Origin of the sequence: Algibacter sp. L4_22 (genome assembly GCF_023473045.1) — a bacterium.
In the GTDB taxonomy this organism is placed as follows: domain Bacteria; phylum Bacteroidota; class Bacteroidia; order Flavobacteriales; family Flavobacteriaceae; genus Algibacter.
In genome coordinates this window covers 404,225-418,310 of sequence record NZ_JAMCOK010000002.1, presented here as the reverse complement: position 1 = coordinate 418,310, position 14,086 = coordinate 404,225, and the positions used below count along the sequence as shown (strand labels likewise).

The window sequence follows — 14,086 nt, the reverse complement described above, 5'->3', positions numbered from 1 at the left end:
AAATTATTTGTAAAACGGTAACTTAACTACTGTTGCAGGTATCGCTTTTTTTCTAATTTGAATATTTAACTTACTATTTACATCGGTAAAAATGGTTGATACATAACCTAAACCAATACCTTTTCCTAAACTTGGTGACATAGTTCCTGAAGTTACTACGCCTATCTTGTTTCCGTTGCCATCCACGATATCATAGCCATGACGAGGAATACCACGTTCATCCAATTCAAAAGCAATTAGTTTTCTTTGTGGTCCACGTTCTTTTTCAGCCTTTAAAGCCTCAGAATTTGTAAAATCTTTATTGAATTTTGTAATCCAATTTAAACCAGCCTCGATAGGAGAGGTAGTATCATCAATATCATTTCCGTAAAGGCAATATCCCATTTCTAAACGTAACGTGTCACGAGCGGCTAAACCAATAGGTTTTATACCGAAATCGGCACCAGCTTTAAAAACATTATCCCAAACTTGTTTTACTTCACTGTTTTTGCAATAGATTTCAAACCCGCCGCTACCTGTGTAACCTGTTGCAGATATAATTACGTTTTCTACACCTGCAAAATCTCCGACTACAAAATTGTAAAATTTAATAGCAGCTAAATCGTGACTTGTGATAGATTGCATAGCCTCAATAGCTTTTGGGCCTTGAATAGCTAATAAAGAATAGCCTTCGCTTAAATTTTTCATGTCTGCTCCAGCATCATTTTTAGACTGGATCCAATTCCAATCTTTTTCAATATTGCTAGCGTTTACTACTAAAAGGTAGGTTTCTTCTTTTATTTTATAGATAATTAAATCGTCAACAATACCACCATTATCATTTGGTAAACAGCTGTATTGCGCTTTTCCGATGGTTAATTTATTAGCATCATTACTCGATACTTTTTGAATTAAATCGAGAGCATGTTCACCTTCAATTAAAAATTCTCCCATGTGCGAAACATCAAAAACACCAACGCTAGTGCGTACCGTTTCGTGTTCAGCATTTACACTTTCATATTGCACAGGCATGTTATATCCTGCAAAAGGAACCATTTTTGCTCCAAGAGCCTTGTGAGTTTCTGTTAAAGCCGTATTTTTCATTGAGATAATTTTATATAATTAATAGAGATTTCTGTTTTTTTGAGAAAACAAATGTATAGAAAAAATATAGATTTACTTTTTAAAGTCTTTAAGTTTTCGTTTTCTTTTGAATTGATATTATAGAGTTTGTTCTTTGTGAATAAACTCACAAAAGATAGCATAAAACACAAAATAAATGCAAAAATCTTACACATATCTTGCTTTTAATCGTTAAAAAGACTTCTTTTGTCTGTAATTAATTCTAAATGGAGCAAAGTATACATACTCTTAAATTCTCAGATTTAAAACGTAAGACTTTTTTTAAGCTCGCGATGCGTATTTATTTTGCAGCACTTATTTTTACCACATATTATGCATTTATTAGTTTTTATAATGGTTTTACGGCTTCTGGAATTCTTACTTTATTTCCTTTTGTTGGTTTTGCTGTAAGTGTTTACCTTTTTATTGTTAAACGTAATTATTTAGTGGGGCCTTATATTGTTTATATTCTTTTAGGAATAGCAACTTTAGGATTATCATATTTAGAAGGTTTAATGTCTGGTTATTATTGGTTTCAATTGGCTTTAATTTTTTCTTTGCCATATGTTATTCGTAGAGAAATCTATTTTCAGAAACACACTAATATTCTTTATTTTATAGTTATTATATTTTTAATTACGTCTTTTTTAGTCTCTCCTATGTATTCTGAGTATTATAAAGAATTAACTAAAGAAGATATACATTATAGATTCATTTTAAATTCATTGGTAAATTTTGTGCTCATTATGGTATTTTCATTACAAGCACTTAGCCGTAGTAAATATTTTATAAAAAAAATATATAGCGATAAAGAATTTGCTGAAACTGAAAAGGATAGAAGGACAAAAGTTTTGTCTAATCTAGGACATGAATTACGTACACAAATTAACAGTATTAATGGGGTCACACAATTAATTCTTGGTAGGGAGATAGATGAAGTACCAAACAAAAAGTATTTTGAAATATTAGATTATTGCAATAATAATATGTTGCTATTAGTAAATGACATGTTAGATATTCATAAAATTGAATCGGGCCGTTTTGAATTGTTTAACGAGCCAAAAGTACTTTACGATTTTTTAACTAAAATTACAATTCCCTTTATTGGTAAGGCAGAAGAGAAGAATTTAGAACTTAGCTCTTTTATTGATTCTAAATTGAAAGGTGTAGTAGTTAATATCGATGAAAAGCGTTTTGCTCAAGTTATATATAATTTAATATCTAATGCTATAAAATTTACAGAGCAAGGAAGAATTACCTTTTCTGCAGAAGTAATTGACCTAGATAAAGAGCGTGCGGTAGTTTTATTTAATGTTCATGACACTGGAATAGGGATTGCTCCTAAAAATTTAAAGAAAGTATTTGATAGTTTCCACCAAATTCAAAATGAAAATAATCCAGTTTATGGTGGGACAGGGTTGGGTTTAGCTATTTCTCAATCGATAATAGCGGCAATGGATTCTGAAATAAAAATAGAAAGCAGATTGAATGAAGGGACTCGTTTTCAGTTTCCTTTAAAATTAAAACGTGTTGCATCAATACCAAATAAATTTAAAAATAAAGAAACTTTCAATGATAATTTTTCATTGAACTCTAATATATTGTTGGTAGAAGATAATATGGTAAGCATGATGTATGCTAAAAAGCTATTGGAAAAACATGTTAATAAAGTTTATGAAGGTACAAATGGACTAGAGGCTATAGATCAAATAAAAGCTCATAATGATATTGATTTAGTGCTTTTAGATTTAGAAATGCCTAAAATGAATGGTTTTAAAGCCATTGAGCATATTAAAATAGCAAGACCAGACGTTATAGTTATTGCATTTACTGCAAATATACCTAGTACTGAAATTATTGATAAATTGGATAATTTAGGGTTTGATGATATACTCTCGAAACCTTTTAATAAGCAAGAACTTTTTTCTATTTTGAAACAATATACTCCAGAAGTGATAGCTTAGAATTATATTGGTAACTATTTTATTTTTTAATAAAGAGTAAATATCGCTACTTCTGTTTGAAGTAAAAAAAGCGATTTTATAGCTTGAAATTAATAAGCTTATAAAACCGCAGTCTTTATATTAAATTTGTAATGAATTACTTAAGTAAGAAGCTTTTCAAATCGTTATAAGTTGAAATTTTTACTGCTACTTTTTCTCCACCCATAACAGCTTGTATTTGCTCAGGCAAAGGTTGTTTTTCTTTAATAACTTCTTCCACCACATCTAGAAATTTAGTTGGATGAGCCGTTTCTAAAAACACACAATGCGCATTAGGATTTTCTTTTAAATAAGCTTTAGAACCTAAATATCCAACAGCACCATGTGGATCTGCGACATACTTACAATCGTTAAAGATTTCTAGCATCGCTTCACGTGTTTCTTTATCAGAAAAACTGTAAGATGATAAGTTTTCTTTTAAGCCTTCAAAGTTGTTTTTATAAATTTCTTGAATTCTTATAAAGTTACTAGGCGCTCCAACATCCATAGCATTACTAATAGTTTGCACAGATGGTTTTGGCTCGTATTTTTCAGAATCTAAATAACGTGTTACCACATTATTTTCGTTATTAGAAGCTATGAAATGCTTAATAGGTAAACCTAATTGCTGAGCCATCATTCCAGCACAAACGTTTCCAAAATTTCCACTTGGAACGGAAAATACAATGTTTTCATGTTTGTTATGAAGTTGTTTATAAGCAAAGATGAAGTAAAATAATTGTGGCAACCAACGAGCTACATTAATAGAATTAGCAGATGTTAATTGCATTTTACTCGTTAGTGTTTCATCTAAAAAAGCAGTTTTTACCATGGCTTGGCAATCATCAAAAGTACCGTTTACTTCTAGTGCTTTTATGTTTTGTCCAAGTGTAGTAAGTTGCATTTCTTGAATGTCACTCACTTTACCACTAGGATAAAGAATAACTACATTTACACCCTTAACGCCTAAAAAACCATTAGCAACAGCTCCTCCGGTATCTCCAGAAGTTGCTACTAATACAGTTACTTCATTTGTGTTGTTTTGGTTAAAATAGCCTAAACAACGCGCCATAAAGCGTGCACCAACATCTTTAAATGCCATAGTTGGTCCATGAAACAATTCCAAGGTAGAAATATGCTCATTAATTTGCACTACAGGAAAATCGAAAGACAAAGTTTCTTCAACGATCGTTTTTAAAACAGCTTCTGGAATTTCTGGTGAAACAAATTGTTTTATAGCTTCAAAAGCAATTTCGGAATGCGATAAACTATCAATATTATCGAAAAACGATTTTGGTAAAGGTGTAATACTTTCTGGAAAGTATAAACCTTTATCTGGTGCTAATCCTTTTATAACAGCATCTTTAAAAGAGGTGTTTGGTGCTTGTTTGTTTAATGAGTAGTAGTTCATGATGTATGAAAACCTGTAAATACAGGAAACTATTTATTATTAATTCGTAATTGTTATATATGATTTCTCATAATGTCGAAATGCCGACCTAAATCAAAATCTAAACTATTTTAACGCCTTCTGTATTAATTTTAGAAACATGAATATCAAATTCAATTCCTGTTTCTGCATATACTTTATTAATGGCTTCTTTTACTTTGTTAGCCGTTTCTAGCCCTTTACTCAATGAGAAAATTGAAGGTCCAGAACCCGAAATACCACAACCTAAAGATCCCGCTTCTAATGATGCTTTTTTTACTTCATTGTAATGTGGGATTAATTTACTTCTATGGGGTTCTACAATTACATCTTGCAGTGAATTTTGAATTAAATCGTAATCACTAGTATGCAATGCGTGAACCAAACTACCCACATTAGCCCATTGTGTAATGGCATCTGCAAGTGCAACTTCTTTTGGAAGTACAGCACGAGATTCAGATGTTTTTATTTCTATCTGTGGATGAATAATAGTAGCGTATAAATCTGTTGGCGATGGGATTTCTAAAATACGAACGGGATTTATACTTTTAACTAAAGTAAATCCACCAAATAGAGCAGGAGCTAGGTTATCTGCATGTTCACATTTGCTAGCAATGGCTTCACCTTTTATGGCGAATTCAGTCAGTTGTGTTTTATTAAACGGACGCCCTAAAAGTTCATTCATTCCAAAAACACTACCAACGGCGCTTGCTGCACTACTTCCAATACCACTGCCTGGTTTTATATTTTTATAGATTTCAATTTCAAAACCAAAATCTACATCAATAGCATTATACATCGCTAAAGCCGAAACACCCGCCACATTTAATTCAGATTCATATGGCAAATCGAAACCTATAATTTTGGTAATATAAATTCCTTTTTTATCGGTTTTTCTAATCACCATATCGTCGCCAACACTATCTAAGCAAAATCCTAAAACGTCGAATCCGCACGATACATTGGCAACGGTTGCCGGTGAAAAAATTTTTATTTCGTTCATCAATTATTAATTTTTTTATTTCCTTCTTCAAGAAAATCTAAATTTAATTAATTTGAGTTTTAATCATTTCCTATTCTAATAATATCGGCAAATAAACCAGATGCTGTAACATCGGCACCAGCTCCGGCACCTTTAATTATCATAGGTTGTTTTGGGTAGCGTTGTGTGTAAAACATCACAATATTGTCGCTGCCTTCTAAATTATAAAAAGGGTGCCCTTCTGGAATTTCTTGTAAGCCTACACTGGCTTTTCCATCATTAAACTGCGCTACATATTTTAACTGACAGTTGTTCGCTTTCGCGGAAGCATATAAACTTTGGTAATGCGCTTCGTCTTCAACTAAAGTTTGATAGAAATCATCAACAGTATCACTTTTTAATCCTGCTTCCGATAGGAAAGGTGCGTTTTTAATATCTTCTAAATTCATTTCAACACCACTCTCTCGGGCAAGAATTAAAATTTTTCTAGCAACATCTACGCCACTTAAGTCTATTCTTGGATCTGGCTCAGTATATCCTTCAGCTCCAGCTTGTTTTACAACATCATAAAATTTTGTTTTATCTGTAAAATTATTAAACACAAAGTTTAAACTTCCCGATAAAACGGCTTGAATAGAATTTACTTTATCTCCAGAAGCCATTAAATTATTAAGTGTATCTATTATAGGTAAACCTGCACCAACATTGGTTTCAAATAAATACGGTGCATTATATTTTAAAGATAATTCTTTTAATAATTTATAGTTTTTAAAATCACTAGAACAAGCAATTTTATTGCACGCTACTACACCTATACTTTGGCGTAAGTACTTAGCATATAAGTCTGCAACATCTGCATTAGCCGTAACGTCTACAAAAATACTATTCCGTAAATTTAATGCTTTTGTGTTTTCAAAGAAACCTTGTAAAGTTGCTTTTTCACCATCTTCTAATTGGTCTTTCCAGTTTTTTAAATCGATACCATCTTCATTAAAAATCATTTTTCTAGAATTAGATAATCCAGCAACACGAAGATTAATTTTAAGGTTATCTTTTAAATATTTTTTTTGTTGTTTTATTTGCTCAACTAAGCGCTCACCAACATTTCCAACGCCAGTAATAAATACATTTAGCTGTTTTGTTTTAGATTCAAAAAACTGTTCGTGTAATGTATTCAAGGCTTTTTTAACATCACTTTCTGCAATTACAGCAGAGATATTTTTTTCCGAAGCTCCTTGAGCAATAGCACGAATGTTAATATTATTCTTTCCTAAGGTACTAAACATTTTTCCGCTAATACCTTGGTGGTTTTTCATGTTATCACCAACAAGAGCAATAATAGAAAGTCCAGTTTCAACTATAATCGGATCAATTTTTTGTAAAGCAATTTCATTCTCAAAAGCAGCATCAATAGCTATTTGAGCAACTTCGGCTTCCTTGTCATCAATACCTAAACAGATAGAATGCTCAGAAGATGCTTGAGTAATCATGATGATATTAATTTTTTCCTGTGAAAGCGTTTCAAACAAACGTCTAGAAAAACCTGGGATACCAACCATTCCACTACCTTGTAAAGTTAATAAAGCAATATTACTAATATTGCTAATTCCTTTAACAGGAGTCATTTCTTGAGTATTCTCATTAGAAATTACAGTACCTGCATCATTAGGTGCCATAGTATTTTTTATATGAATAGGAATTCCTAAACTCAAAACCGGTTGTACCGTTGGTGGGTATAATACTTTGGCTCCAAAATGCGATAATTCCATCGCCTCTTGATAGGATATTTTAGAAATAGGGTAGGCTTGTTTTACCATTCTTGGGTTGGTAGTATACATGCCACTAACATCTGTCCAAATTTCTAATTGATCTACTTTTAATGCTGCAGCAACAATAGCAGCTGTAAAATCTGATCCTCCACGACCAAGTGTAGTTTGTTCTCCTAACTTAGATTTTGAAACAAAACCAGGTAAAATTGTAATATTTTGAGATGCCGATTTAAAGTAGTCTTGAATATTAGCATTGGTTACTTTAAAATCAACTTCTGCTTTTGTGAAGTTAGAGTTAGTAACAACCAGCTCTTGAGAATTTTTTCTATCCGCCAATAACCCACGATTTTTCATCGTTTCAGCAATAATAAAAGAAGATAGTTTTTCACCAAAACTTACTAATTTATCCGATGTTTTTGGAGATAATTCATTTATTAAGTAAATACCGCTAAGTAAATCTTCTAATTCTTGAAATTCATTATCAACCACTTGCGTGATTTTTTCACCATTGCCTAAATTCAATTCATTTATAATATTGAAATGAATATCTTTTATCAAATTTAGCGTGTCTTTATAGCGAATATCTTTGTTTTGGGCTTGTTTACCAGTTAATAGTAATTTATCTGTAATACCACCAACAGCAGAAACTACACAAACTACAGCATCTGTTTTGCCATAATTTTCTAAAATATCGATAACTTTATTTATGTTTTTTGAAGAACCTACAGAAGTTCCTCCAAATTTTAAAACTTTCATGTTTTAATGAATTGAAAAATTAAAAAAAAATATTGTGATTATGCGATTTTTAAAATCGCAAATATTGTCCGAAGAATATATAATTAGTAACCCCAAAGGGTTGTAATGTTTGTAGTTGTAGCCAAAATAATAGCCGTTCCTTTTGTAGAAAAAGAAATAGTAGCGTTTGTATTTTGGTTGAAATGATTCATTATTGTTATATAATACACTTCAAAAGTATTACTTTTAGCCTTATAAAAAAACTAAAATAAATTTTTTATAGAATTCTTATATAGATTGAGTTTTCATAGAAAAAAAACGACAAACTTTAATAAGAATTGAAAATTCAATAATAAAAAGATTAATGAAAATATTTTCAAAAGAACAAATTTACGAAGGCGATAAAATTACTGCGGAAAAACAAGAAATCTCGTCAACAGATTTAATGGAACGAGCGGGAAGTCAGATTTTTAATTGGATCGATTTACGCATGCAAGGTGCACAAGTACCAATACATGTTTTTTGCGGTATAGGAAACAATGGTGGCGATGGATTAGTATTGGCAAGACATTTGATACTTGCTGGTTATAATGTAAATACCTTTGTAGTGAATTGTAGTGATAAACGATCTAAAGATTTTTTAATTAATTACGATCGCGTTAAAAATGTTACCAAAAATTGGCCTACACTTTTAAGTTGCACTGAAGATTTTCCTGAAATAAAGGCAGAAGACATTATTGTTGATTGTGTTTTTGGAATAGGATTAAACAGGCCTGTTGATGAATGGGTTAAGAATTTATTTATTCACTTTAGAGTTTCGAAAGCATTTACATTATCTGTCGATATTCCTTCTGGATTATACACAGATAAAGCCATCACAGATGAAGATGCTGTTGTTTATGCAGGTTATACCCTTAGTTTTGCTTCGCCTAAATTGGTGTTCTTTTTACCGGAAACAGCTAAGTTTACAGTACAATGGGAAGTTTTAGATATTGGTTTAGATCCAGAGTTTTTATCTGCAACACAAACCGATGTTCAGTTAATTGGTAAAAATGAAATATTACCTAATTACATTCCGCGAGATAAATATTCACATAAAGGTCAATTTGGACATGCATTAATTATTGGTGGAAGTTACGGCAAAATAGGAGCGGTAACTTTAGCGAGTCGTTCAGCACTTTCAGCAGGGTCAGGATTAGTTACTGCTTATATTCCTAAATGTGGATATAACATTTTGCAGACCGCATTGCCAGAAGCGATGGTTTTAACCGATGTTGATGATGAAAACATAACCAACATTAACTTTACCATTAAACCTACAGTTATTGGTATAGGAATTGGTATTGGTACCGATTCTAAGACGAAAAAAGCATTTAAAGCCTTTTTGAAAGCAAATAAAACGCCTTTAGTTGTAGATGCCGATGCGATTAATATTTTGGCTAAAAGGAAAAGTTTACTAAAATTATTACCTCCAGAAAGTATTTTAACGCCACATCCAAAAGAGTTAAAACGATTAATTGGACCATGGGAAAATGATTTTGATAAGTTAGAAAAGGTAAAAGCATTTTCTAATTTACACAAAGTAATCGTTGTAATAAAAGGAGCAAATACTATAACGGTATTCGATGATACACTCTATGTGAATACTACAGGTAATCCTGGATTATCTACCGCAGGAAGTGGCGATGTTTTAACGGGTATTATTACTGGATTAATCGCTCAAAGTTACCATCCTGTAGTTGCATCAATTTTTGGTGTTTATTTACATGGGAAATCTGCCGATATTGCTGTTGAAAACTATGGCTATCAGAGTTTAATTGCTAGCCACGTTATAGATAATTTAGGCGAAGCGTTTATAGATCTATTTACGCAGCCTGAGCAACCTGAACAAGTTGAAGCAGAGCAACCAAAACCTTAAATTAATTTCAATAGTATAAAAAATAGTGCCCATTACAACAATTGTTATAATGGGCATTATTTATGTTTTTTTTGAAAATAGGTATACCTATAGCAAATTTTTAAATATTCAATGAATTAAACAAGGTAATTAACCTAGAATCCGAAGGTCTAGGAGCGTTTGTTTCTACAATGTTTCCTTCTGGATCAATTAATATAAACCTTGGAATACCTTTAATTTGATAATCCTTAACAAAATTTGAATCCCAATTATTATCCGCAAATAATTGTACACCTTTTAAGTCTTTATCGGTTACTGTTTTTTTCCATTTGTTAAAGTCTGATGCTTTATCAATTGAAATACTTACAAATTCTATGTTTTTACCGTGATATTGCTCTTCAACTTTTTTCAAAGAAGGAATTTCTTTAACACAAGGGCCGCACCAAGTTGCCCAAACATCGATATAAACAAATTTACCTTTTAGATCATCTAAAGAGGTTGTTCCTCCTTCGTGATTTTTATAATCGATAAATTTTGGAGAAACATTTCCCGCAACTAAGCCGGCTATCCTTTTGTATTTTTTATCTATTATTTCGTTGTTTTCTTCATTTGTAGAATTTTCAGAATACAATGTGTAGAGTATTTTTGCATTCGAACTTGATTCTAAAAATTTATTAGTGAAATCGAATAAAAGTTTATTCTTTATAGTTTCATTTTCTATAGCGCTTACGGTCTCTATAAAAGCAACATCGTTTGCAATAACATCTTGTTTTGCCTTTTTTTCAGATTTATCAGTGTAATGTAATGCAACAATGTCTTTATAACTATTAGAAAAGTTAAAATCATTTTCATTATTATAATCTAGATCATTCATTTCATTTAGAAAATCTTCCGAAACCTTAAAATCTTGTTCTTTTGTAAAGTAAATATGTGCACGCTCGTAACGTAAAAGCCAATTGTAATAGTCGTAATTAATATTGCGTTTTTCATTAGAAACATAATCAGCAGGAATTCCTTCTGTATTTACTAATTCGAGTTCTTGATCTTTTATTATTCTCTGCAATAGAGCTTTGTAATCAGCTTCATTTTTTGAAAACGTTTCATTCGGGCTACCTAAATGTTTTGCGAATATCTGTTTTTTACCGAACAAATAATTACTTATTTCCGAACCTTTTCCAGAAATTTTAACGGTATTAAAAATATCTTTTGCATCGTAATTAATATTTATGCTATCACCTGGTTTTACATTTAATTGTAAAGGTTGTCTATCAATATATAGCGAGTAATTTGCATTATCAGTAGTTAACGTATCAATAAAATGCCCGTCGCTAGAAATGTTTATGCTATGCTTAGAATTAAAACTATCACCAGAAACTATGGTAAGCGCGCTTGCTGTATTATTAGAAATTTTACCGGTAATAATGGCGTAATCTCGGTTAGTGTTTTTATTACACGCCGTTATCGCTAAAGCAAGTAGGAGGTAAGTTCCTTTATTCATTTTTCTTTTAAGATTTTATAATTTATGAGTTAACGTTTCATACGTTACAATTTCTGGAATAATATTTAATGCAAATAATTCTTTTTGCACATGGTTTAGTGTTTCTTTATCTATTAGTTCTTGAGACCATTCGGTAATACTTAACCATTCTTGAACATCTTCTAATTGCTGTTCATAACGATTTGCAATGGTTTTATCAATACTAGGAATCTCTTTAAATTCTTCGGTAGTATTGTTAATTATTTTAAGTATTGTTTTTAATTCAGCTTCATTGTTTTTAATAAAATCTTCGCGAACTGCAATAACAAAGCAAGGCCATGGCGACGGACAATTATCTATACGTCTAAAAACACCACTATCAACCAATGGCTTTGTGGTAAATTTTTCCCATAAAAAATAATCACCTTTTCCTTTAGTTAAACCTTCTACAGCGCCATCAAGATTTTTTATAACTTCAAAATCAAGATCTTTTTCTAAATCCCAATTATTATTTTGGGCATTTATATATGCCATTAAATGAGATCCAGAACCATAACGACTAATAGCAGCTTTTGTTCCTTTTAAATCTTCTACCGTTTTATATGTTGAATTTTGGGCTACATGAACGCCCCAATTTAAAGGTGTTTGTACAAATGTTTGTACAATTTTACTTGGGTTTCCCGCAATAATATCTTTTACAATACCTTCGGTAAGTATAACGGCAATATCGATATCACCATCTCTTAAAGCCTTACACATGGCTCCAGTACCTCCATAATAATCATGCCAACGCAAATTGATGTTTTCGTCTTTGTATTCACCATTTTTAAGGGTTAAATACCAGGCTAAATTAAAATGCTCTGGCACACCGCCTATATTTACTTTTTTCATGTTTATGAATTACTATTCAACAATCTTATTAAGTGAAAATTGAATTAAATTGCTAATTACTTGTTTAGGATCTTTACTGAAAGTACCATTTGCACGATTGGCAATAATGGCGTTTAGTGAAACCGCACGATGGCCTAATAGTTTAGATAAACCATATATAGCCGATGTTTCCATTTCTAGATTTGTAAAACGGTAATCTTTAAATTTGAAAGAATCTATTTTTTTGTTTAAGCCTGAGTCTTGAAGCTCTAAACGAAGTACGCGACCCTGTGGACCATAAAAACCGTTTGCCGTAACTGTTATGCCTTTAAAAACTTTTTGATTTGCATCTTGAAATTTCTCTGCTAAACTATTACTATTTTCTACAATAATTGGTCTTGCTTTATTCTTACTCCAATCACTTTGCTCAATAAAAGCATCTTCAATTTCCGGATGCGAAATACTTTCTGTTTTATATGAATGCAGCGTGCCATTAATATCCAAACCATGAGAACTCAACAAAATTGAATCTACAGGAATATCGCTTTGTAAAGATCCAGAAGTACCAACCCTTATAATATCAAGACTTATTAGTTCTTTATTAACTTCTCTGGTTTCAAGATTTATGTTTACAAGAGCATCCAATTCATTTAGAACAATATCTATATTATCAGGACCAATTCCTGTTGAAATTACTGATAAACGTTTGCCTTTATAAAGACCTGTTTGGGTTTTAAACTCACGCTTATGCGTTGTAAATTCTATAGAATCGAAGTGTTGTGTTATTTTAGAAACACGATCGGGATCACCAACAAGTATAATAGTTCTTGCTATGTTTTCTGGTTTCAGATTTAGATGATAAACGCTACCATCAGGATTTAATATAAGTTCAGATTCTTTAATTGGCATCTATACGGTTTTTATTAGTTTGTTTAATTTTTTATCAAACTCAAAATCATGCTTTTTAATACCACCATAAATCATTTGATTATTTAGTTCGGCAGAAAAATTATGTTTGCCCAAAAGCGCTTCATGACCTTTTGTATTTAATGTAAGACTATTTTCTTCTTCCGTAAAGAAAATATTTAATTTTTCTATAATTCTGGTTAGTTGAAGTTCTGCATATCCATAATATCCTTGATAGTTTAAGGCATAACCTAATAAATGATGTTTGGATTTTATGGTGTTATTATTTACAATTAATAATATATTGCGCTCTAAAATATTAAGGCCATCTACGGAATCAGGAAAGCGCTCTAAATGCGCTTTTAAACAATTACTTAAATAGGCGAAATTAGAGGGTTTTACTATATATGGTTTTAATAAATTATGATCTTTACCACAATAAATTCCCCAAACGCTAGTAACAAAATCGATGTCCTCAGGTTTTAAAAGCACTTTGTTTTCATAATGACTTAAAAACTGTTCTTTACTTATCTCTGCTAAGTTTTGTAGATTTTTACTGCCTTTAATACGTCCGCTACAAACTAAATATATGGGGAGTTTAATTTTTTCTTGATGTAAAAGATTAATTGCAGTTATCATGTTAATATGGCAAAATAGATCGTACCCAAACCATAAAACAATATGAGAATACTTGTCATTGGCATCATTAAGCTTTTTAATTTCAGTATTAACCTTCTTTAAGTCTAAATCAATGTCGTAAAAATCGTTAAAAAATTTAGATCTTAGATCTATAAATTCTTGATTTCTTATTTGCTCTACAGTTGGCCCTTCGCAAAACATTTCTTGTAATGTAAAACGTTCACCCTCTATTTTTAATTCATTTAACCTAGAAGTTACTCGACCTCCATTGGTGATATGTAATATTTTTTTGCTCATAA

Annotated in this window: 10 protein-coding genes; 2 read left to right on the top strand and 8 right to left on the bottom strand. The window is 31.2% G+C overall.

The window, feature by feature from the left end:
- Positions 1-3: 3 nt before the first annotated feature.
- Positions 4-1,083 carry a glycine cleavage system aminomethyltransferase GcvT gene (gene gcvT / locus M4I23_RS06450; RefSeq protein ID WP_249753845.1) on the bottom strand — a complete coding sequence of 360 codons (1,080 nt, stop codon included), beginning with the start codon at positions 1,081-1,083 and terminating at the stop codon, positions 4-6.
- A 245-nt stretch (positions 1,084-1,328) separates the two neighbouring features.
- On the opposite strand from gcvT, the gene M4I23_RS06445 reads away from it, so the two are divergent.
- Positions 1,329-3,065 carry an ATP-binding protein gene (locus M4I23_RS06445; protein ID WP_249753844.1) on the top strand — a complete coding sequence of 579 codons (1,737 nt, stop codon included), beginning with the start codon at positions 1,329-1,331 and terminating at the stop codon, positions 3,063-3,065.
- Positions 3,066-3,201: 136 nt separating this feature from the next.
- Here the strand turns inward: M4I23_RS06445 and thrC are convergent, their stop codons facing one another.
- From thrC to thrA, 3 genes are all read right to left on the bottom strand, one after another.
- Positions 3,202-4,494: a threonine synthase gene (gene thrC / locus M4I23_RS06440; protein ID WP_249753843.1), complete on the bottom strand. Its 1,293-nt coding sequence runs from the start codon at positions 4,492-4,494 to the stop codon at positions 3,202-3,204.
- A 100-nt stretch (positions 4,495-4,594) separates the two neighbouring features.
- On the bottom strand, positions 4,595-5,515 hold the full coding sequence (locus M4I23_RS06435) for a homoserine kinase (RefSeq protein ID WP_249753842.1): 921 nt from the start codon (positions 5,513-5,515) through the stop codon (positions 4,595-4,597).
- A 59-nt stretch (positions 5,516-5,574) separates the two neighbouring features.
- On the bottom strand, positions 5,575-8,019 hold the full coding sequence (gene thrA / locus M4I23_RS06430; protein ID WP_249753841.1) for a bifunctional aspartate kinase/homoserine dehydrogenase I: 2,445 nt from the start codon (positions 8,017-8,019) through the stop codon (positions 5,575-5,577).
- A gap of 343 nt (positions 8,020-8,362) precedes the next feature.
- Between thrA and M4I23_RS06425 the strand changes: the two genes are divergently transcribed.
- Positions 8,363-9,916, top strand: coding sequence for an NAD(P)H-hydrate dehydratase (locus M4I23_RS06425; RefSeq protein ID WP_249753840.1), 1,554 nt, complete (start codon positions 8,363-8,365; stop codon positions 9,914-9,916).
- A 100-nt stretch (positions 9,917-10,016) separates the two neighbouring features.
- On the opposite strand, the gene M4I23_RS06420 is transcribed toward M4I23_RS06425, so the two are convergent.
- From M4I23_RS06420 to M4I23_RS06405, 4 genes are read right to left on the bottom strand one after another with little or no spacing between them, the layout of a single operon-like run.
- A complete protein-coding gene (locus M4I23_RS06420; RefSeq protein WP_249753839.1) occupies positions 10,017-11,393 on the bottom strand; it encodes a TlpA disulfide reductase family protein in 1,377 nt (458 codons plus the stop codon).
- 15 nt (positions 11,394-11,408) lie between these two features.
- On the bottom strand, positions 11,409-12,263 hold the full coding sequence (locus tag M4I23_RS06415; protein ID WP_158849625.1) for a substrate-binding domain-containing protein: 855 nt from the start codon (positions 12,261-12,263) through the stop codon (positions 11,409-11,411).
- Positions 12,264-12,275: 12 nt separating this feature from the next.
- Positions 12,276-13,151, bottom strand: coding sequence for a nucleoside phosphorylase (locus M4I23_RS06410; RefSeq protein ID WP_249753838.1), 876 nt, complete (start codon positions 13,149-13,151; stop codon positions 12,276-12,278).
- Complete coding sequence (locus tag M4I23_RS06405) at positions 13,152-14,084, bottom strand: DUF1835 domain-containing protein (RefSeq protein WP_158849629.1); 933 nt, start codon at positions 14,082-14,084, stop codon at positions 13,152-13,154.
- Positions 14,085-14,086 lie beyond the last annotated feature (2 nt).

Coding starts and splice junctions, on each gene's coding strand:
- gcvT (WP_249753845.1), bottom strand. CDS start 1,083: ATGAAAAATACGGCTTTAACAGAAACTCACAAGGCTCTTGGAGCAAAA.
- M4I23_RS06445 (WP_249753844.1), top strand. CDS start 1,329: ATGGAGCAAAGTATACATACTCTTAAATTCTCAGATTTAAAACGTAAG.
- thrC (WP_249753843.1), bottom strand. CDS start 4,494: ATGAACTACTACTCATTAAACAAACAAGCACCAAACACCTCTTTTAAA.
- M4I23_RS06435 (WP_249753842.1), bottom strand. CDS start 5,515: ATGAACGAAATAAAAATTTTTTCACCGGCAACCGTTGCCAATGTATCG.
- thrA (WP_249753841.1), bottom strand. CDS start 8,019: ATGAAAGTTTTAAAATTTGGAGGAACTTCTGTAGGTTCTTCAAAAAAC.
- M4I23_RS06425 (WP_249753840.1), top strand. CDS start 8,363: ATGAAAATATTTTCAAAAGAACAAATTTACGAAGGCGATAAAATTACT.
- M4I23_RS06420 (WP_249753839.1), bottom strand. CDS start 11,393: ATGAATAAAGGAACTTACCTCCTACTTGCTTTAGCGATAACGGCGTGT.
- M4I23_RS06415 (WP_158849625.1), bottom strand. CDS start 12,263: ATGAAAAAAGTAAATATAGGCGGTGTGCCAGAGCATTTTAATTTAGCC.
- M4I23_RS06410 (WP_249753838.1), bottom strand. CDS start 13,151: ATGCCAATTAAAGAATCTGAACTTATATTAAATCCTGATGGTAGCGTT.
- M4I23_RS06405 (WP_158849629.1), bottom strand. CDS start 14,084: ATGAGCAAAAAAATATTACATATCACCAATGGAGGTCGAGTAACTTCT.